Source organism: Comamonas fluminis (genome assembly GCF_019186805.1).
Classification (GTDB): domain Bacteria; phylum Pseudomonadota; class Gammaproteobacteria; order Burkholderiales; family Burkholderiaceae_C; genus Comamonas; species Comamonas fluminis.
In genome coordinates this window covers 1,309,085-1,328,860 of record NZ_CP066783.1, presented here as the reverse complement: position 1 = coordinate 1,328,860, position 19,776 = coordinate 1,309,085, and the positions used below count along the sequence as shown (strand labels likewise).

18 protein-coding genes are annotated in these 19,776 nt (G+C 60.6%); 11 read left to right on the top strand and 7 right to left on the bottom strand.

Annotation, left to right across the window (positions count from 1 at the left end):
* Positions 1–22: 22 nt before the first annotated feature.
* Complete coding sequence (locus JDW18_RS06425; protein WP_218242867.1) at positions 23–481, top strand: RidA family protein; 459 nt, start codon at positions 23–25, stop codon at positions 479–481.
* Positions 482–640: 159 nt separating this feature from the next.
* Complete coding sequence (pdxY, locus tag JDW18_RS06420) at positions 641–1,552, top strand: pyridoxal kinase PdxY (RefSeq protein WP_218242866.1); 912 nt, start codon at positions 641–643, stop codon at positions 1,550–1,552.
* Between the two features lie 44 nt (positions 1,553–1,596).
* Here the strand turns inward: pdxY and JDW18_RS06415 are convergent, their stop codons facing one another.
* Positions 1,597–1,833: a hypothetical protein gene (locus JDW18_RS06415; RefSeq protein ID WP_218242865.1), complete on the bottom strand. Its 237-nt coding sequence runs from the start codon at positions 1,831–1,833 to the stop codon at positions 1,597–1,599.
* Between the two features lie 192 nt (positions 1,834–2,025).
* Between JDW18_RS06415 and JDW18_RS06410 the strand changes: the two genes are divergently transcribed.
* On the top strand, positions 2,026–3,426 hold the full coding sequence (locus tag JDW18_RS06410; RefSeq protein ID WP_218242864.1) for an aminotransferase-like domain-containing protein: 1,401 nt from the start codon (positions 2,026–2,028) through the stop codon (positions 3,424–3,426).
* 82 nt (positions 3,427–3,508) lie between these two features.
* On the opposite strand, the gene parC is transcribed toward JDW18_RS06410, so the two are convergent.
* The 3 genes from parC to JDW18_RS06395 form a co-directional block, all read right to left on the bottom strand.
* Positions 3,509–5,899 (bottom strand): DNA topoisomerase IV subunit A, encoded by a 2,391-nt coding sequence (gene parC / locus JDW18_RS06405; RefSeq protein WP_218242863.1) that lies wholly within the window; start codon positions 5,897–5,899, stop codon positions 3,509–3,511.
* 45 nt (positions 5,900–5,944) lie between these two features.
* Complete coding sequence (locus JDW18_RS06400) at positions 5,945–6,805, bottom strand: lytic transglycosylase domain-containing protein (RefSeq protein WP_218242862.1); 861 nt, start codon at positions 6,803–6,805, stop codon at positions 5,945–5,947.
* A 61-nt stretch (positions 6,806–6,866) separates the two neighbouring features.
* Complete coding sequence (locus JDW18_RS06395) at positions 6,867–8,837, bottom strand: DNA topoisomerase IV subunit B (RefSeq protein ID WP_218242861.1); 1,971 nt, start codon at positions 8,835–8,837, stop codon at positions 6,867–6,869.
* Positions 8,838–9,230: 393 nt separating this feature from the next.
* On the opposite strand from JDW18_RS06395, the gene JDW18_RS06390 reads away from it, so the two are divergent.
* From JDW18_RS06390 to JDW18_RS06385, 3 genes are read left to right on the top strand one after another with little or no spacing between them, the layout of a single operon-like run.
* Positions 9,231–10,430, top strand: coding sequence for an MFS transporter (locus JDW18_RS06390; protein ID WP_218243788.1), 1,200 nt, complete (start codon positions 9,231–9,233; stop codon positions 10,428–10,430).
* Positions 10,431–10,434: 4 nt separating this feature from the next.
* The gene (locus JDW18_RS22740; RefSeq protein WP_281421606.1) at positions 10,435–10,566 is read left to right on the top strand and encodes a hypothetical protein; all 132 of its coding nucleotides are present in this window, start codon (positions 10,435–10,437) and stop codon (positions 10,564–10,566) included.
* Positions 10,567–10,608: 42 nt separating this feature from the next.
* Complete coding sequence (locus tag JDW18_RS06385) at positions 10,609–11,421, top strand: SDR family oxidoreductase (RefSeq protein WP_218242860.1); 813 nt, start codon at positions 10,609–10,611, stop codon at positions 11,419–11,421.
* Positions 11,422–11,582: 161 nt separating this feature from the next.
* Here the strand turns inward: JDW18_RS06385 and JDW18_RS06380 are convergent, their stop codons facing one another.
* Entirely contained in the window at positions 11,583–12,527 is a 945-nt protein-coding gene (locus JDW18_RS06380) for a transposase (RefSeq protein ID WP_218242859.1), read from the bottom strand.
* 298 nt (positions 12,528–12,825) lie between these two features.
* Between JDW18_RS06380 and JDW18_RS06375 the strand changes: the two genes are divergently transcribed.
* From JDW18_RS06375 to JDW18_RS06365, 3 genes are all read left to right on the top strand, one after another.
* On the top strand, positions 12,826–13,407 hold the full coding sequence (locus JDW18_RS06375) for a class I SAM-dependent methyltransferase (RefSeq protein ID WP_218242858.1): 582 nt from the start codon (positions 12,826–12,828) through the stop codon (positions 13,405–13,407).
* 28 nt (positions 13,408–13,435) lie between these two features.
* Entirely contained in the window at positions 13,436–15,571 is a 2,136-nt protein-coding gene (locus tag JDW18_RS06370; RefSeq protein WP_218242857.1) for a DUF6630 family protein, read from the top strand.
* A gap of 105 nt (positions 15,572–15,676) precedes the next feature.
* Positions 15,677–16,711 (top strand): hypothetical protein, encoded by a 1,035-nt coding sequence (locus JDW18_RS06365; RefSeq protein ID WP_218242856.1) that lies wholly within the window; start codon positions 15,677–15,679, stop codon positions 16,709–16,711.
* A 51-nt stretch (positions 16,712–16,762) separates the two neighbouring features.
* Here JDW18_RS06365 and JDW18_RS06360 read toward each other — a convergent pair whose 3' ends face one another.
* Positions 16,763–17,044, bottom strand: coding sequence for a hypothetical protein (locus tag JDW18_RS06360; RefSeq protein WP_218242855.1), 282 nt, complete (start codon positions 17,042–17,044; stop codon positions 16,763–16,765).
* 42 nt (positions 17,045–17,086) lie between these two features.
* Here JDW18_RS06360 and dapA point away from each other — a divergent pair, with 42 nt between their 5' ends.
* Both dapA and bamC read left to right on the top strand, forming a co-directional pair.
* A complete protein-coding gene (dapA, locus tag JDW18_RS06355; protein WP_218242854.1) occupies positions 17,087–17,983 on the top strand; it encodes a 4-hydroxy-tetrahydrodipicolinate synthase in 897 nt (298 codons plus the stop codon).
* Positions 17,984–18,046: 63 nt separating this feature from the next.
* Entirely contained in the window at positions 18,047–19,162 is a 1,116-nt protein-coding gene (bamC, locus tag JDW18_RS06350; RefSeq protein WP_218242853.1) for an outer membrane protein assembly factor BamC, read from the top strand.
* 233 nt (positions 19,163–19,395) lie between these two features.
* Here bamC and JDW18_RS06345 read toward each other — a convergent pair whose 3' ends face one another.
* A complete protein-coding gene (locus JDW18_RS06345; protein ID WP_218242852.1) occupies positions 19,396–19,689 on the bottom strand; it encodes a hypothetical protein in 294 nt (97 codons plus the stop codon).
* Positions 19,690–19,776 lie beyond the last annotated feature (87 nt).

The window sequence follows — 19,776 nt, the reverse complement described above, 5'->3', positions numbered from 1 at the left end:
TCCGCACTTTTTGGAGCCCGTCATGAGCGTGTACGACAAACTCAAAGCCCTGAACATCACCCTGCCCGAAGTCGCCATTCCCGCAGCCGCCTACCTGCCCTATGCGCAGACAGGCAATCTGGTCTTCCTCAGTGGCCACGTGGCCAAGCAGGACGGCAAGCCCTGGGTGGGCAAGCTGGGCGAAAACATGACGACCGAAGAAGGCAAGCTGGCCGCACGCGCCATCGCCATCGACCTGATGGGCACGCTGCAGCACGCCTGCGGTGGCGATCTGAGCCGCGTCAAGCGCATCGTCAAGGTGATGAGCCTGGTCAACTCTTCGAGCAGCTACACCGAGCAGCATCTGGTCACCAATGGCTGCAGCGAGCTGCTGGGCGAAGTCTTTGGCGAAGCCGGCAAGCACGCCCGCAGCGCTTTTGGCGTGGCGCAGATTCCCATGGGCTGCTGCGTAGAGATCGAGCTGATGGCTGAACTGAACTAAGCGGCTTACCCACTTCGCTTGCATAAAGTGAGCATGCTGCGCTGGTTATTCATAGAGTTCAGAATGAATATCATCTGAACCCATGATTTGACTGGCGCGGGCAGCTCACTTTTTTATGGTTCTGCCGCCTTGCCCCAGCCATTGCTTGAAGGAATTTTCATGCCCCACCACCAGGAGCACCATGCGCACCAGGAGCCGCCGCTGGTTCTGAGCATTCAATCTCACGTCGCCTACGGCCATGTGGGCAATGACGCCGCCATGCTGCCGCTGCAGTTGCTGGGCATAGAACCGGTCGCAGTGCACACCGTGCAGTTCTCTAACCACACCGGTTATGGCGAATTCAAGGGCCAAGTCTTCACCCCCGCCCATGTGCAGGACGTGCTGGACGGCCTGCGCGCGCGCAGTGTGCTGGAGCGCTGCACCGCCGTGCTCTCGGGCTATCTGGGCGATGCAGGTGTGGGCGAAGCCATTCTGGCCGCCGTGCAGGAAGTGCGAGTGAACCACCCCAAGGCGCATTACCTGTGCGATCCTGTCATGGGCGATGTGGGGCGCGGCGTCTTTGTACGCCCCGGCATTCCCGACTTTCTGCGCAAACGTGCACTGTCGCTGGCCAGCATCATCACACCCAACCATTACGAGTTTGAGCTGCTGTGCGGCGGCCAGCCGCTGGAGTCCGTGCAGGCCGCGATAGCCGCCGCACGCACCATGCTGGGGCAGATGCACGACCGCAAATCGGCGCTCATCGTCATCACCAGCCTGCGCACCAGCGACCTGCCCGCCGACCAGTTGGCCACACTGGCCGTAACTGCCGATCAGGCCTGGTTGGTGCAAACGCCGTATATCGACCTGCACCCACTGCCCAACGGCATGGGCGATGTATTTGCCGCCGTGCTGCTGGGCCATTTGCTGCAGGGCAAGCCCATTGCCGATGCGGTATCGCGCTCCGTCAGCAGCTTGTATGCGCTGGTTTCTCGCACCCAGCCCGGCCAGCGTGACCTGCCGCTGGTCGCTTGCAGTGAACAGATCAACGCACCTGCGCAGATCTTTGCAGCCGAGCCTGTTGCCGGCTGACGGGGCAAACATCAGCCCATAGTCTCAGGGAGCATGCCTTGCCTTCAAGGCATGCTCAGGTCCATGCCCAGCATCTTGGCAATACCAAAGGTAAAGCCCAGCACGCACACCAGCCCCACGATGAACGCGGCAATCACCTTGACGATGTTCATCACCAGCGTGCGCCGGTCCAGACCCTTCTTCTTTCCCTGGTCGTAATGCCACTTGATGGCAAAAAACATGCAGGCGCTAAAGATCAGCGCTTTGAACACCACAAAGACTACGGGGACCCAATCGATCATTTTGAAAATTTCCAGCCAGTGACTTGGCGCTATCTAACTTGGCGTTATCTATCGCGATGCGCGCCACATCTCGATTAAGAGAGGCGCAAACGTCAGCGATGGCCATACAAGAATGGTATGGCTATACGTTCAGGCAGATACTACTTAAAAGCAATTTCCATACATTGGGACAAAACGTCCCAGGCAAGACCCATGCAAAACAAGCACGCACCGATCTGGTTGCCGCAACTGGCCGCTCAGGGCGGGCCGCGTTTTTTGCAGATTGCAGATGCCTTGCAGGCCGCCGTCGCCGACGGCTCTCTCAAACCCGGCGACCGCCTTCCCACCCAGCGCCAGCTGGCAGCGCAGCTGGGCGTGGACCTGACCACCATCACCCGCGCCTACGACGAAGCCCGCCGCCGCCACCTGCTGGAAGGGCGTGGTGCACGGGGCACTTATGTGGCGGCAAAAAAGCTAGAGCTGAATTCCATTCTCGACCTCAGCATGAACACCCCGCCACCGCCGGGCGATGTGGACTTTGACGAACTGCTGAAACAAGGCCTGTCGCAAGTGCTGATGCGCACCGATGGCGCCCTGCTGATGAACTACCACCTGAGCGGAGGCAGCGAGGCCGACCGCAGCGCCGCTGCGCAATGGCTGCAGCCCATGCTCGGGCCGCTGGATGCGGGGCACATCGTGGTCTGCCCCGGCGCGCAGGCAGCCATCGCCGCATTGATTTTGACGCTGACCCAGCCTGGCGATGTGATTCTGGCCGAGCCCATGAGCTACCCCGGCATGCGCAGCGCAGCCGCGCAGTTCGGGCGGCGCATCATTGCCGTGCCTGCCGACGAACACGGCATGGTGCCAGAGCTGCTGGAGCAAGCCTGCCGCCAGCACCATCCGGGGCTGATTTATCTCAACCCCACGCTGCAGAACCCGACAGCCATCACCATGCCGGATCAGCGGCGCCGGGCGCTTGCCAGCGTGGCCCAGCGCTGCAATGTGCGCATTGTCGAAGACGACCCCTACTGGCTGCTGGCCGAGAGCCCACCGCCACCGATTGCCGCATTGGCGCTCGAGCAGGTAATCTATCTCTCCACCTTGTCCAAATGCCTGACACCCGGTTTGCGCGTGGCTTTTGTGCTGATACGCGATCCGCAGCAGCGCCAGCAGTTTCTGGCCGCACTGCGCGCCTTTGCGCTGATGGTGGCACCGCTGACGGCAGCGCTGGCCACGCAGTGGATTCTGGATGGCTCTGCAACCGAGCTGATGAATGGCGTGCGCAAGGAAGCACAGCTGAGGCACTGGATGGCCAGAGACGTTCTGGCAGGCCGCTACAGCGGGGCAGGCGATGGGCTGCATATATGGCTGAACTTGCCAGGGTACTGGACCCCCTCTCAACTGGCGCACGCCGCCGACAAGGAAGGCATTGCAGTCACTCCCGCAGAGGCTTTTGTAGCGGGCGCTGCCGATGGAGCAGAAAGCAAACCGGTCAACGCCATCCGCATCTCCCTCGGCAGCATCAAAGACCGCGAACGCTTGCGGGCCGGTCTGCAAAAGCTGTCTCAGTTGCTGGCACGCCAGCCTGAATCACCAGGGTCTGCGGTCATTTAAGCTCATGCTCTCTGCGCCCTAAAGCCATAAAAAAAGCCGCTCCAGAAAACTGGTGCGGCTTTTTACTCGGCGACCGAATCGCTTATTCCACGCGGGTCACCTGCTGCGGCTTGAAGCCCAGATCTGCAGCCTTGCCCTTGCGGCCACGGTTGCCGCGGGCGTTGTTCAAGCTGCGGATTTCCAGCGACTCGCTCTTGACCTTGCCGCCACGGCCCACGCCATCCAGGCGAATGCTGCGGGTATAGGCTGCGGCACCTGCCAGCTGATCCTTGTCTTCCAGACTGATGAGCATGAGACCACGACCGCCCTTGGGCATGGCCTTGAGTTCGCTGATCTCGAAAGTCAGAATACGTCCGCCCGTCGAAGCGCAGATCACATGCGTCGCAGGGTTCAGCAGACCGGCGCCCTGCTCGCTGCCTTCCACGGTTTCAGCACGTGCATTCATGGGCACGCCATGCACCACCGAAGGTGCGCACAGGGTTTCACCATCGCCCAGCGTGACAAAGGCCTTGCCCGCCTTCTGGCGCGAAACCATATCGCCCACATTGGCCGTGAAGCCATAAGCGCCAGAGCCCGAGAGCAGCAGCTGCGTGGATTCACTGCCCGCAAAGTAGTACAGCAACTGCGTGCCAGCTTCCAGCTCGATCAGCGTGGTCACAGGCTGGCCATCGCCACGCCCACCCGGCAATGCAGACACGGGCACCGAGTACACGCGGCCATTGCTGCCAAAGGCCAGCAACTGATCAACCGTGCGGCATTCAAAGGTGCCGTGCAGGCTGTCGCCCGCCTTGAAGCTCAGCGTATTGGCATCCACGCCATGGCCGTGGCGTGTGCGCACCCAGCCCTTTTCGGAAATAATGACGGTGGCCGGTTCATCCACCACCTTGACCTCGGCCACGACTTTTTTCTCTTCGTGAATCAGCGTGCGACGCGCATCACCAAAGGTCTTGGAATCGCCTTCAATTTCCTTGCAGATCAGGCGGCGCATGGTGGCTTCGCTGCCCAGAATGTCTTCGAGCTTGCCCTGCTCGGTGCGCAGCTCCTTGAGTTCCTGCTCGATCTTGATCGCTTCAAGGCGTGCCAGCTGGCGCAGGCGAATTTCAAGAATGTCTTCAGCCTGACGCTCGGACAGATTGAAAGCATCGATCAGGGCCTGCTTGGGCTCGTCGCTGGCGCGAATGATGGCAATGACCTTGTCGATATTGAGCAAGACGGCCTGACGGCCTTCCAGAATATGGATGCGGTCCAGCACCTTTTCCAGACGGTGCTGGCTGCGGCGCGTGACGGTCTGAAAGCGAAAAGCTATCCACTCTTCCAGCATCTGCCGCAGCGACTTCTGCACCGGGCGGCCATCCAGACCAATGCTGGTCAGGTTGATGGAGCTGGACGACTCTAGGCTGGTGTGTGCCAGCAGCGCCGTAATCAGCTCGGCCTGCGGCACCTTGCCCGTCTTGGGTTCAAACACGATGCGCACCGGCGCATCCTTGCTGGACTCATCACGCACCCCATCCAGCACAGCCAGTATGCTGGCCTTGAGCTGGGTCTGCTCCTGTGTCAGCGCCTTTTTGCCGGTCTTGACCTTGGGGTTGGTAATGTCCTCGATCTCTTCAAGCACCTTCTGTGCCGAGACACCGGGTGGCAGTTCATTGACCACCAGCTGCCACTGGCCACGCGCCAGCTCTTCAATCTTCCAGCGTGCACGCACCTTGAGGCTGCCGCGCCCTGTGCGATAGGCGTCCGCAATATCGTTGCTGGAGGAAATGATCTGGCCGCCGCCCGGATAGTCGGGGCCGGGAATCAGTGCCAGCAACTCTTCCTCGGGCAATTGCGGCTTTTTGATCAGCGCCACGCAGGCCGCCGCCACTTCCACCAGGTTGTGGCTGGGGATTTCAGTGGCCAGACCCACGGCAATACCGCTGGCGCCATTGAGCAGCGAAAACGGCAGGCGCGCTGGCAACTGCTTGGGCTCTTGCGTGCTGCCGTCATAGTTGGGCGTGAAGTCCACCGTGCCCATGTCGATTTCATCAAGCAGCAAGCTGGTGATCTTGGACAGACGTGCTTCGGTATAACGCATGGCCGCAGCGCCGTCACCGTCGCGGCTGCCGAAGTTACCCTGACCATCGACCAGCGGGTAGCGCTGGTTGAAATCCTGCGCCATGCGCACCAGCGCGTCATAAGCGGACTGGTCACCGTGGGGGTGAAAGCGACCCAGCACATCGCCCACCACGCGGGCCGACTTGACTGGCTTGGCTGCTGTGTTGCCATTGGGGCCGCTATAGCTCAGGCCCATGCGGTCCATGGCGTAGAGAATGCGGCGCTGTACGGGCTTCAGGCCATCGCTGACATCCGGCAGGGCGCGGCCCTTGACAACGGAGAGTGCATATTCCAGATAGGCACGCTGTGCGTATTGACCCAGGTCCAGTGCATCGCCAGCGGCTTGTTGAGACAAATCCAGTATGGTTTGATCGCTCATGAATTCTTTGTAATTTTTCAGATTGCGCCCTTGGGGCGACTCAATTTATGGGTTTGCTTCGCCCTCTGAGGGCGACCCCGGCAAAGTCATGCGAATACGCGAACCCGCGCCGCCGCTTTTACCGCCACGCGCACTGCCTGAAGCCACACGGCCCGCCAGCGGATTGGCGGACTGCAACTGTTCATAGATGCCAGTGACTGCCTTGACGTAATTCAGCGTTTCCTTGTACGGCGGCACAGACTTGCCATATTTTTTAACTGCACCCTCACCCGCGTTGTAAGCCGCCAGCACCAGGTCCAGACGACCGGGGAACAGGTCCATCAGATAACTGAGGTAGCGTGCTCCGGCGGGGACGTTCACAGCCGGGTCCGCCAGTTGCTGCTGCATATTGCGGGCTTTGCTGGCGGAAACGCCAAAACGCTCTGCCGTTGCGGGCATCAGCTGCATCAGGCCTACGGCGCCCTTGGGGGACACCGCTTCGGCGTCAAAACCCGACTCCACCGCAATCACGGCCTTGAGCAAGTCGTAGTCCACGCCAGTTTTTTCAGCGGCTTTTTGCAGATGGGGACGCACGCTCTTATAGCGCGGCGAGACTTCAAAGAAATTCTCGGTGCGCGTGCGGGCGCTCAGGCCTGCAGCGGCTACGCTGGCGTTTGGCTGCAGGCCGGGTTTGCTGCTGTCGTAGAGGTCGCCCTTGAAGAAGAGCTTGTAGCGGCTGTCCAGCGCCTCTGCCGCAAAGTGGGTCACGCCAAATTCATCGACATAGGCCCACAGGTCCGCATGGGCGGCTGGGGCCAGCGCCAGCCAGCCCGCGCCCGCCAGCAGCAGGTGCAGACCTGCCTTGCGCAGACGCCCACCAAGGAGCGCCAGCGCGGATGACTGATGTGAAGACTGAAAACTTGGCATGACTTGATCCCATCACTGCGGCAGGCGACTCACAGCTAGCAGCTAGCGCCTTGCAAACCGCTCAGATATCGACCTCCACAGCGTCGCCGTGCAGTTCCATCAGCTCACGGCGGGCAGCGGCTTCGCCCTTGCCCATGAGCTTGGTGACAACGGCCTCGCACTCGGCAAAGTCCAGATTCATGAACTGCACAGGCAACAGGCGGCGCGTATCGGGGTTCAGCGTGGTTTCCCACAGCTGTTCGGCATTCATTTCACCCAGGCCCTTGAAACGGCTGACCTGGCATTTCTCGCGCGGCACGCCGTCCTTGGCACATTTTTCCAAGATGGCGTCCAACTCGCCCTGATCAAGGGCATAGACCTTGATGGCAGGCTTTTTGCCGCGTGCAGGCACGTCCACACGGAACAGCGGCGGCAGGGCCACATGGATGTTTCCGGCTTCCACCAGCTTGGGGAAGTGCTTGAAGAACAGGGTCAGCAGCAGCACCTGAATGTGGGAGCCGTCCACGTCCGCATCCGACAGAATGCAGATCTTGCCGTAACGCAGGCCGGACAGATCAGGCTCATCATTGGGGCCATGGGGATCGACGCCAATCGCCACCGAAATATCGTGAATTTCGTTGTTGGCAAACAGGCGGTCGCGGTCCACTTCCCAGGTGTTGAGCACCTTGCCGCGCAGCGGCAGGATGGCCTGGGTTTCCTTGTCGCGGCCCATCTTGGCAGAGCCACCGGCAGAGTCGCCCTCCACCAGAAACACTTCGTTGACGCAGGTGTCCTTGCTCTCGCAGTCGGTCAGCTTGCCGGGCAGCACGGCCACGCCGCTGCCCTTGCGCTTTTCCACCTTCTGGCCGGCCTTCTGGCGGGTTTGCGCCGCCTTGATGGCGATTTCGGCCAGCTTCTTGCCCCAGTCCACATGTTCGTTGAGCCACAGCTCCAGCACCGGGCGCACAAAGCCCGAAACCAGACGCACGGCATCACGCGAATTCAGGCGTTCCTTGATCTGGCCCTGAAACTGCGGATCAAGCACCTTGGCATTAAGCACATAGCTGGCGCGGGCGAACACGTCGTCCGGCATCAGCTTGACGCCCTTGGGCAGCAGCGAATGCATGTCGATGAACGCCTTGACGGCCTGAAACAGGCCATCGCGCAGGCCGCTGTCATGCGTGCCGCCTGCGGTGGTGGGAATCAGGTTGACATAGCTCTCACGCAGCGGTGCGCCGTCTTCGGTAAAGGCCACACACCATGCCGCGCCTTCACCTTCGGCAAAGCTGTCGTGGTGCTTGTCGGCAAAGCCCTCGCCTTCGAACAGGGGGATGACAGGCTCGCCATGCAGGCTTTGGGCCAGATAGTCGCGCAGGCCGCCCTTGAACTGCCAGGTCTGGGTATCACGGGCTTTTTCGTTGATGAGCGAAACCGCCACGCCGGGCATGAGCACGGCCTTGCTGCGCAGCAGGTGCACCAGCTCGCCCATGGGCAGGCTCGATGACTCGAAATACTTGGCATCGGGCCAGGCACGCACGGTGGTGCCGTGCTTGCGCTCGCCTGCCTGCAGATCGCGAATCTTGAGCGGCTCTATCACATCGCCGCCCGAGAACACCAGGCTGGCCACCTGGCCATCGCGGTGCACAGTGACTTCCATGCGCGTTGCCAGCGCATTGGTCACCGAAACACCCACGCCGTGCAAGCCACCGGAGAAGCTGTACGCCCCACCATTGCCCTTGTCGAACTTGCCACCCGCGTGCAGACGCGTGAAGACCAGCTCCACCACGGGCGCTTTTTCTTCGGGGTGCAGACCAAAGGGAATGCCCCGCCCGTCGTCTTCTACGCTGTAGGAGCCGTCGGCGTGCATGGTGAATTTGATTTTTTTGCCGTAACCGGCAAGCGCCTCATCGGCCGCGTTGTCGATCACCTCCTGCAGGATGTGCAGGGGGTTGTCGGTACGCGTGTACATGCCGGGACGCTGTTTGACAGGCTCCAGACCCTTGAGAACGCGGATCGAGCCTTCGGAATATTCGTTGGACGGTTTAACTGCCATGGAAGCGGATTGTAGTGGCCTCTCCAGATAAGAGCTGGATAAATTCACAGTTGTTTACTCCCAATACTCTTGCACAAAGCAGGAACATCTGTCTCGCGCATGTGTTTTTCCACGATCAGAACACTCTGCCAACTCTTGAAAGCAGAGCTGCCAGCGCCTGCTGTTCATGGATCTCAAAACGTTTTCCATCCGAAATCGTTCCATAGCCAGCGCTGGCAGCTCCTGTTTTTGAAGTTGCTAACTACGCGCGGCTCTTGGGCTTCGCATTCTGGCAAGCGAGCCTGCCGCGCATGTGACGTCGTGTACACGCACACAACAACTTGTTTCGTTAAAGTGTCGCCCTGACCCGTTTTTCCCTCGCACGGCATGACTACAAAAAACACTCCCGCGCCTATGTCCATGGTGCAGATTCTTCTGTGCGGTGGAGCCATCGTCACCCTCTCCATGGGCATACGCCACGGCTTTGGCCTGTGGCTGCTGCCCATCACCCAGGAAATGGGCTGGACGCGCGAGAGCTTCTCGCTGGCCATTGCCGTGCAAAACCTCTCCTGGGGCGTGCTGGGTATTTTTGTGGGCATTCTGGCGGACCGCATCGGTGCCTTCAAGGTGCTGATTGGCGGCTCCATTCTGTATGCACTGGGGCTGGTGGGCATGGCGCTGGCGCCCACGCCCATCTGGTTTCTGGCCACGGCCGGCGTGCTGATTGGCGCTGCGCAGGCGGGCACTACCTATGCTGTCATCTACGGCGTGCTGGGCCGCCAGATTCCCGTGGCGCGGCGCAGCTGGGCCATGGGCGTGACTGCGGCAGCGGGCTCGTTCGGCCAGTTTTTCATGGTGCCGGTAGAAGGCGGCCTGATTGGCCAGTTCGGCTGGTCCAACGCCTTGCTGGTGCTGGCGATTTTTGCTCTGCTCATCATGGCACTGGCCTTTGGCCTGCGCGAGCCGGGGTTTGGCGGCGGCACACCCATCAAGCGCGACCAGACTGTGGGCCAGGCGCTGAAAGAGGCTTGGACCTATCCCAGCTTTTTGCTGCTGATGGCCGGCTACTTTGTCTGCGGCTTTCAGGTCATGTTCATCGGCGTGCACATGCCCAGCTATCTGAAAGACTTTGGCATGGAGCCGCAGGTAGCCAGCACATCGCTGGCACTGGTGGGCCTGTTCAACATCTTTGGTACCTATCTGGCGGGCAATCTGGGCCAGAAAATGCCCAAGCGCTATCTGCTGTCGGGCATCTACGGCCTGCGCTCGGTCGCCACGGTGTGCTTTCTGCTGGCCCCGCTGTCGCCCTGGTCGGTCTATATCTTCTGCGCGGCCATGGGTTTTCTGTGGCTGTCCACCGTGCCACTGACCAATGCCACCATTGCCCAGATCTTTGGCGTGCAGCACCTTTCCATGCTGGGCGGCTTTGTGTTCTTCAGCCACCAGATCGGCAGCTTCCTGGGCGTGTGGCTGGGCGGCTATCTGTATGACATCAACGGCAACTACGATATGGTCTGGTATCTGTCGATTGCCCTGGGCATTTTTGCCGCTCTGGTCAACCTGCCCGTGCGTGAATCGGCCATTACCCGCAACCCCGCTACCAAAGCTGCCTGAAGCCATGCCCCTCAAACTCTGGCAACGCTCACTGATCTGGGCCGCCGTGCTCGCGGTGCTGCTGGCCGTGTTTGCCCTGTATCTGCAGCCGCAGTTCATGCTTACGCTGGCCGATCAGGTCTGGGCCTGCTTCTGACCCTGGGCGCCACCCGGCCCCGCAGCCCGGCCGGGAGAGAGCATGCCCCGCATCATCATCACCGGCGCATCCGACGGCATCGGCGCCGAAATGGCACGCCAGCTGGCGCAAACCCATCAAAGCCAGTTGCAGCTGACCCTGGCCGCGCGCAATGCCAGCAACTTGCAAACCGTGGCAGACCAATGCCGCGCACTGGGGGCGCAGGTGCTGACCGTGCCCACCGATGTAGGCGATGAAGCCCAGTGCCGCGCACTGATCGACGCCGCCGTTCAGCAGTTTGGCGGGCTGGATGCCCTTATCAACAATGCCGGAGTCTCGGCCCACGCCCTGTTTGAAGAAGTCAGCGCCCAGGACCTGGGCTGGTATGAGCGGCTGATGCGCATCAACCTCTGGGGCAGCGTGTGGTGCACCCATGCGGCGCTGCCGCACCTCAAGACCAGCAAGGGCGCTATCGTCGCCGTGTCCTCACTGGCCGGGCTGATTGGTGTGCCGGGCCGCACGGCCTACAGCGCCAGCAAATTCGCCATGACCGGCTTTTTTGAAGCGCTGCGCGCCGAGCTGAAACCGGCGGGCGTCAGCGTCACCACCGCCTATCCCGGCGTGGTGGACACGCGCATTCGCTACCACGGCTACAACGCCAAGGGCCAGGCCGCAGGCGTGAGCGGCCTCAAGGAAGACGGAGCCATGACGGTGCAGGAATGCGCACAGCTCATCATCAACGGCATGAACCGCCGCCAGCGCGAAGTGGTGATGACCCCTAAAGGCAAGCTGGGCCGCTTTCTCAAACTGATCGCCCCCGGACTGGTGGAAAAAATTGCCCTGGCAGCGCTCAAGGATGATGTGAAGCCGCATTGATGCTGCCGCAGCGGGCAGCCTTGTTTGCTAAGACCCGCTAACACAACCCTTTATACGTCGTAGCTTCGCCTTGTCGTACATTTGTACTGCCTGCGGCTTCGCGCCTCGTCTCAACCGCAAACCTTCGGTTCGCTGGGTGGTGTTAGGTTCTATGTTTCGCGTCAAGCAGTTTTCGGCAGCAATTGCTCGGGGTTGAACACCGTATTGCCTCGCCAAACAGCAAGGGCCACTCGAAGCAGCTTACGCCCCAAGATCACCATCGACTCTGTCGTTGAGAAGCCCTTAGCGCGAATATGCGCATAAAGCGGCTTGAGCGCTTTGCTGTGGCTGGCAGCGAATGCGGCCAGATACATCTGCCTGCGCAGCAAGGCTGGGCCTCGTTTGCTTAAACGCCTCCTCCCACGCTTTGTGCCAGAGTCATTGGCACGAGGGTCCAGCCCGCTATAGGCAACCAGTGCGTCCGAGTTGGCAAAGTGCAGGCGACTTAAAAGCTCTGTCAGCAGTGCACTGGTTTGTGGGTCAATCCCTGTAATCGACTGCAGTCGCTGGCAGCCTTGGTGCATGGCGTCGTCACTGGAGATCAGGTGCACAACCTGCTCATCAATGGCCTGCAGCAGGGCTTTGAACGATTCCATCAAGTGCACCATCTGCGGCCCGGGTAAGTCAACCGCCTTGAGCGTCTGCTTCAAGGCTGCCTGGTGCGCGCTAAGCTGCGCACGTCGAGTCAGCAAGAGATGGAGCTGCTGCTGAACGGGTGTGCCAGGCTGCCAGGGATACAGGCTTTGAACATGCTCCTGCAGATAGCGCCGAATCACCACGCAGTCCAGAGCATCGCTTTTAGCCCTGGCGCCCAGTGCCTTGGCATAAAAGAACACATCCCGGGCATTGAGCACATACACATTCAGCCCTGCTTGCAAAGCCAGTTGTGCGAGCAGCAAGTGGTAGCGCCCTGTAGATTCCATGGCGACAGAGCAATCTTGGGGTAACGAGGCCAACCAGCGCATGATCGCAGATGTGTCATTGGTCACGCTCACGGCAGCTTGATCACCAACGCTGATGACCAACTCCGCTTTGGAGACATCCACTCCGATAAAGGTCGTTTGCATAACAGCACCTCCAACAAAGACAATGGCTTGTCGGGGTGCCTGTTCCACCTACGTGCGTTGGCTTGCCTTCAGATCGGCAGTCACGCAGCCTGATGGCTACGTGCTGCTCAGTTCCTTATCGACGCTATGAGGTGGGGTGGGAGGGATCTAACTCAGTCGGTCTGCGCAAACAGCCGATAGCGACTCTTGTCCCTCACCCCGACACCGTAAACATACAAGCGGCTCTAAAGAACGCTTACAACACCGCCGCGCAACAGCAGCCCAGGCAGACAGGAGCGCTGCTATAGTTTTCAGCAAGATGAATCGCTCTACACCTGCCCTGGCACCCACACTGCCTGACCCCCATGGCGCGCAAGCGCCCTCTTCCTGGATTACCCGCTTCGCCCATCTGGCTCGCCCACAGGGTCAGGTGCTGGACATTGCCTGCGGTCTGGGCCGCCACATGCGCTTGTTTCATGCACAAAATCACCGCGTAGTCGGCATAGATCAAGCGCAGGCCGCTATTGATGCTGTAGCAAGCCTGGGCCAGGCCATACAGGCCGATATCGAGAACGGCCCCTGGCCACTGCCCGGCCAGCAGTTCGATACCGTGGTGGTCACCAACTACCTGTGGCGCCCGTTGTGGTCGCAGATTCTGGACAGCGTCAAACCCGGCGGCCTGCTGCTGTATGAGACCTTTGCTCAGGGTAATGAAGCCTTTGGCAAGCCTTCACGCGCCGACTTTCTGCTGGCCCCTGGCGAGCTGCTCAAGGTCTGCAAGGGCTGGACCATCGTGGCCTATGAACACGGCCAGCTGCGCCAGCCCGAGCGCGTGGTGCAGCGCATAGCCGCTATCAAGCCAGGAGCTGACAGCGCACACCCCGTCTTGCTGCAAGCCTGATTTCACCGCAAACCCTGAGCGATCTGCCATGCCCAACTACGCCCTGCTCCTCGCCCACGACGAACACCCCAGCCCCACCACCGACTGGCCTGCCCAGCCCGGCGGCCCCTGCGAAGGCTGGGCCGAGTGGTTTGAGAGTGTGCCGCTGCTGTTCAGCGTGCTGCTGGGCGATGCCAAGCACCCGCCCGAGCGGGTGCCCTGCAGCGCTTATCAGGACAAGGAAAGCCTGATCTCGCTGGCGGCGCCCATGAATCAGGTCAAGGCCCGCTGGCAGTGGCTCAAAACCCAGATGGAGCCGCTGCCCACCAACTGGCCCGAATCGGTCAAAAAGCAGTGGCAGGCGATTGACGACATCGTCACGCAAAGCCAGCGCCAGTGGCTGCTGCTGGACTGCGCCACGCTGATCCCCGAAGACACCGATACGCCCGAGTACGCGGCGGCGCTCAACCAGTTGCGCGACCAGTGCCTGCAGTGGGATTGCAGCGCTGAAGGCTTGCCCGATTCGCTGCAGGTTTTGCAGCAGAACCCACAAGCCCAGCTGGGGTGGTGGAGCCATTCGGTGCTGATGCGCACCGAAGTCATCGAGCGCGACAACGACGATGACTGGCCCGCCTGGCTCAAAGACCATTACCAGGAGCGCTATCACAGCGCCTGGGATGAAGGCACGGACGCTTACTACGTCATGCCCAAAATCCACCCGCGCACCGGCGCCAAGCTGCCCGGCGAAAACCACCGCGACAACTGGCCCGTCGGACTGGTCACGCCCTATGGCCGCTGGCTGGTCAAACCCATTGAGGGCGCAAACGGTGCCTTCACCTCAGGCGGCTACATCAGCGTGCGCTACCCCGAGGAAGCAGAAGGCATGGGCGAAAAATCCGGCCTCAAGGATTTGAACGGCAACTGGGTGGTGCCGCCCTCGGCGGGTTACCGCAATGCCTACGCCATCACGCCACAGGTCATGGCCTGCAAATCAGCAAGCGGGCCCGGCATGGATGACCTGCGCAGCCTGCCGGGGCTTGCGCTGTTGCATGAGGGTGTGAGCAGCATCTACTACAACGAGGAAGAAGACCAGTTCATCCGCGCCGATCAGGGGCCGTACGGCAACTCGCGCAAGCTGCTGCTCAAGCAAGACGGCCAGCCACTGTTTGACGCCAGCAAGTACGAGCACATCAACGATTTCAACGCCAAGACCGGCCTGGCCGTGGTGACGGTGCGCCAGAACTACATCGACGACAAAGGCGAAGAAGCCTGCCATGTCTGGGAAGGCGTGCTGCACATCAGCGGTAAAGAAATCATCCCCTGCCAGTACAAAACCATTGAGCGCGGCTTTAGTAGCTCCCCCCCCAAGGTGCTGCCCGGCAGCAAGCTGCTGGCCATTACCGACAAGGGCCAGCCCCATGTTTACAACACCAAGGGCAAGCTGCTGGCATCGCCCGATATCTGGTGCCCGCCTTTGAACTGCAGCCCGAAAAAAAATGAGCTGCTCACCTTTATGGGTGAAGGGCCCGAGGCAGAAATGGTGATGTTTTCCATCAAGGATTTCAGCATCATCCGCACGGGCGAAACCTGGGACGACTACCGCAACGCCCTGCGCGGCATGTTCAAGGGGCTGGACGGCGACCAAGCCGAAACCACCACCATGACCCGCGCAGAGCTGATCGATGCCGAAGACGAAGTCTGGATGAGCGACCTGACCCGCATCCTGTGCCTGGGCGACGAGGACGAAGCCGCCGAGCTGCTGCAGGAATGGCGCGACTGCGTGGCCGAGCCCGACCCGGACGACATGGGCTGGGATGAAGATGACGAGATCGACCCCAATGAGATACACCTGCCCGCAGGCGAAAACGCGCTGACGCTGTACTGGGTGCACCTCATCCCCATCGCCACCCAGTTCGCCCGCTTTGACTGGAAAGACGCCGATGGCATTGCCGACACCCACTGGCTGCCCGGCACCGATGACTGGCACTGGGACACCCCGGCAGACGGCGTGGAATCTGGCCTGGAACACCTGGCCGAGCATTTGACGGGCCGCGACATGGCGCTGATCAAACTGGCCACGGACGACGACAGCATCCGCATCACCGTGGTGCGCGCCGACGACGCCGAGGACTTTCTGGACCGCCTGGCCCAAGCCAGCATTACGGCGTGGAACTACAGCGCCTGATAGCCCTCCACTGCAGCAGCCCACCATCACTACCAAACTTGTAGCACCACCCCATTGTTTATCTTGGACTTCAGCGCTTTTTGCTCTTAAATCCCCAAAAAACCCATGAATGAAGAAGCACCGCAGCAAGTCCCCGACTGGCTGACCCAGGACTTTCTCGTCCAAGACAGCGCCTGGGAGCCGCAAGCGCAGGCCTGGCTGGTCATGCCGCGCAAGCACCCCAGAACGGGCCGCTCCTTGCCGCAGCAGCATGAGGAAGATGAGCGCGATGAACAAGAACCGTGGCCTGTTGGCCTGGTCACCCCCGATGGCCGCTGGCTGCTGCAGCCCGGCGAAGGGGCCTGCCAGGTGTTCGTGAGCGGCGAGCACATCAATGTCTATTTTCCCCAAGCCCCCCACCAGACGGGACGCGCCAGCGGCGTGATGGATCTGAGCGGCCACTGGGTTGTGCCACCCTCAGCTGGCTATCTGGAACTGATGGCCATCACACCCCATGTGGTGCAATGCCTGTCTGACAAAGTGCCTGAGCGCCACGACCTGCGTAGCCTGCCCGCCATGGACTTGCTGCAGGCCACCCTCATCGACGCAGGCTGGCGCCCCGAAGACAACACCTTGCGTGCCGACCGCGGTGGCGAAATGCGAGAACAGGCCCTGGTGATGGACATTCACGGCCAGCTTCTGTTTGAGAGCTGTTACGAGCGCATCGAAGCCTTTGACCCCAAAACTGGCCTGGCCGTGGCCGCTGTTCGCCTGCCACATACTGAAAGCGATGGCAGCGCCAGTTCCCGCGCGCTGGAGGGCGTCATCCACCTCAGCGGCCAGGTCATCGTGCCCTGTGAATTTGAGTTGATCGACCGCAGCTTTTTCAGCTCACCACCCCGCGTTCACCCCGGCGGCAAGCTGCTGGCCTTTAGCGACGAAGGCCAGCCGCGCATCTACAACACCCAGGGCCAACTGCTGGCCGCCCCCCCTGTTTACTGTCCTGTTCAGCACCGCAAGGTAAAAAAAGGTGAGCTGCTTACGCTGACACAGCAAGGACCTCAAGGCGAAATCGCCATGTTTTCCATCAAGGATTTCAGCCTCACCCTCGCTGGTCAGACCTGGGAAGCGCATATGAATGCGCGGCTCAACCGCCCTTGAACCGTCCTTGAACCGTCATGGGCAAGCCCGCTGCGGCTTTCTTCCACAGTTTTACCCAGCCCCAGGTTCAAGGCGCTTGTCCAGAAACCGTGATGGACGGCCCTGTTCAGGGCGCAAAATCACCGGGGTCGATAGCGCCGTGGAGAGCATGGCCTGAACAGCCATCCCCGAGCAGGCCGTGTTCACAAGCTGGCGAAAGCGTTCTAAAAACTGCACAGCAAATTGATGTGCATATGATTCAGTTTTCATCATTTCGTCATTTATTGACAACACATCGACAAAAACCTGTTTTTGCTCGGCAACATGAAGGTCAAACTGCGCAATAGCAGACAAGCCTCTTTGTAGAATGAAACTTTCCCGTTTCTGATTGCGGATATGACATCTTCCTCCGTTGCTCTGACTGGCAGCATTGTTGCCCTCATTACGCCCATGCTCGAAGACGGTAGCGTCGACTACCCGGCGCTGCGTAAACTCATCGACTGGCATGTGGCCGAAGGCACCCACTGCATCGGCGTGGTCGGCACAACGGGCGAATCCCCCACCGTCAATGTGGACGAGCACTGCGAAATCATTCGCGTCGCTGTCGAGCAGGCGGCAGGCCGCGTCTCCATCATGGCCGGCTGCGGTGCCAACAGCACGCATGAAGCTATCGAGCTGGCCAAGTACGCCAAGAAGGTTGGTGCCAACAGCCAACTGCAAGTGGTGCCCTACTACAACAAGCCCACCCAGGAAGGCCAGTACCTGCACTTCAAGGCGATTGCCGAAGCCACTGGTGACCTGCCCGTGATTCTGTACAACGTGCCCGGCCGCTCGGTAGCCGATATGCAGCACGACACTGTGCTGCGCCTGGCCCAGATTCCCGGCATCGTCGGCATCAAGGAAGCCACCGGCAACATCGAACGCGCCCAGTGGCTGATTCGTGATGTGCCCGAAGGTTTTGGCGTGTACTCCGGTGATGACCCCACTGCAGTGGCCCTGATGCTGTGCGGCGGCCACGGCAATATCAGCGTGACGGCCAACGTGGCCCCGCGCCTGATGAGCGAGCTGTGCACGGCAGCCCTGGCTGGCAACATCCAGCGCGCCATGGAAATCCAGTTCCAGCTCATGCCCCTGCACAAGAGCCTGTTTGTGGAAGCCAATCCCATTCCCGTGAAATGGGCTGCAGCCCGCATGGGTTTGTGCGGCCCCACCATGCGCCTGCCCATGACCCCTCTGAGCGAACAATTCGAGCCCGTTGTCGAGGCTGCGCTGCGTAAAGTTGGCGTACTCTGATCGAGTTGCGCTAAGCTAGCGGTTTTTCGCACATAGCTTGAACGCTACCCAAGGACAATCCGCGTGAAACAAAACACTGCACGTTTGGGCCTGCTCAGCCTTGCGCTGGGCCTCACAGCCTGCACGACCACGTTCCAAGAGACCAAGATCGACTACAAGAGCGCAGGCAAAAACCAAGCCCCTACGCTCGAAGTGCCTCCGGATCTGACGCAGCTGTCGCAAGACTCGCGCTATATCGTCCCTGGCGGCGTGGTCTCTGCGGCAGCCATTCAGGCTAACGCCAAGGCTGCCAAGCCCACGGACAACAACACAGCCTCCAACAAGATCGGCGACGTGCGCATTGAGCGCGATGGCGCCGAGCACTGGCTGGTGGTAGACCGTGGCGCCGACAAGCTCTGGGAACCCACCCGCGACTTCTGGCTGGAAAACGGCTTCATCTACTCGATGGAAGACCGCCAGCTGGGCATTCTGGAAACAGACTGGGCCGAAAACCGCGCCAAGCTGCCCCAGGACGTGATCCGCAAGACACTGGGCAAGGTGTTCGACTCTCTGTACTCCACCAGCGAGCGCGACAAGTTCCGCACCCGCCTGGAGCGCGAAGCTGATGGCAAGACCCGCATCTATGTCACGCACCGTGGCATGCAGGAGGTCTACACCAGCGAGCGCAAGGACAACACCATCTGGCAACCACGCGCCCGTGACCCCGAGCTGGAAACCGAATTCCTGCGTCGCATCATGGTCAAGCTGGGTGTGAGCGAAGAGCAGGCATCTGCTGTCGCCAAGGCTGACCGCAGCGCTGCTGTGGCAAGCACCAGCACCGCCCGTATGGAAACCGTCAACGGCGTACCTGTTCTGATGCTGGGCGAAGGCTTTGAGCGTGCATGGCGCCGCGTTGGCGTTGCCCTGGACCGCACCGGCTTCACCGTGGAAGACCGCGACCGCAGCCGTGGCACTTACTACGTGCGCTATGTGGACCCCAACGCCCAGACAGAGAGCAAGGGCTTCTTCGGCAAGATCTTCAGCCGTGGCAAGGAAGCTGCACCGCCCGTCAAGTACCAGATTCAGGTCAAGGGCGATGGCAACCAGTCGCAGGTCTCCGTGTTCAACGAACAAGGCCAGCCTGATAGCACCGCCAACGGTCAGCGCATCATTCGCGTGATCACTGATGATCTGAAATAAGCCTCAGGATCATTCAATCAAGCCACCTGGCCATGCCACGGTGGCTTTTTTCTTGGGCGTTCTTGCCTCTTTTTCCCTGCCCAGAAAGTCAACAAGGCAAACCGTACAACCACACTGCTGAGCGCCCCGTTCACAGAAGCAATATCCGACAGACGAAAAAAACCGCACCTGAATCCAGGAGCGGTTTTTTTGCGCCATGGGGCCTGAGCCCCATCACTGCATAAGCAATGTGCTTACTTGGCGGTAGCAGCGCCAGTAGCGGCGTCAGCGTTAGCCTTGGCAGCGTCAGCAGCAGGAGCTTCAGCGGCGGGAGCAGCAGGAGCTTCAGCGGCAGGAGCAGCAGGTGCGTCAGCAGCAGGTGCGGGAGTTTCAGCAGCAGGAGCGGCAGGAGCTTCAGCAGCAGGTGCGGGAGCTGGAGCTTCCACAGCAGGAGCGGGAGCAGCAGGAGCTTCTTCAGGCTTCTTGTCACCGCAAGCGGCCAGAGCTGCAGCAGCGATCACGGTAGCCAGAATCAGAGAGTTCTTCATAACAGTTTCCTAGTTTGTAGGTTCAGCAGACAGTAGGTGGATTGCCATTACGGTCAGCCTTTTGCAGCTATTGATCGCTTTGGCAGA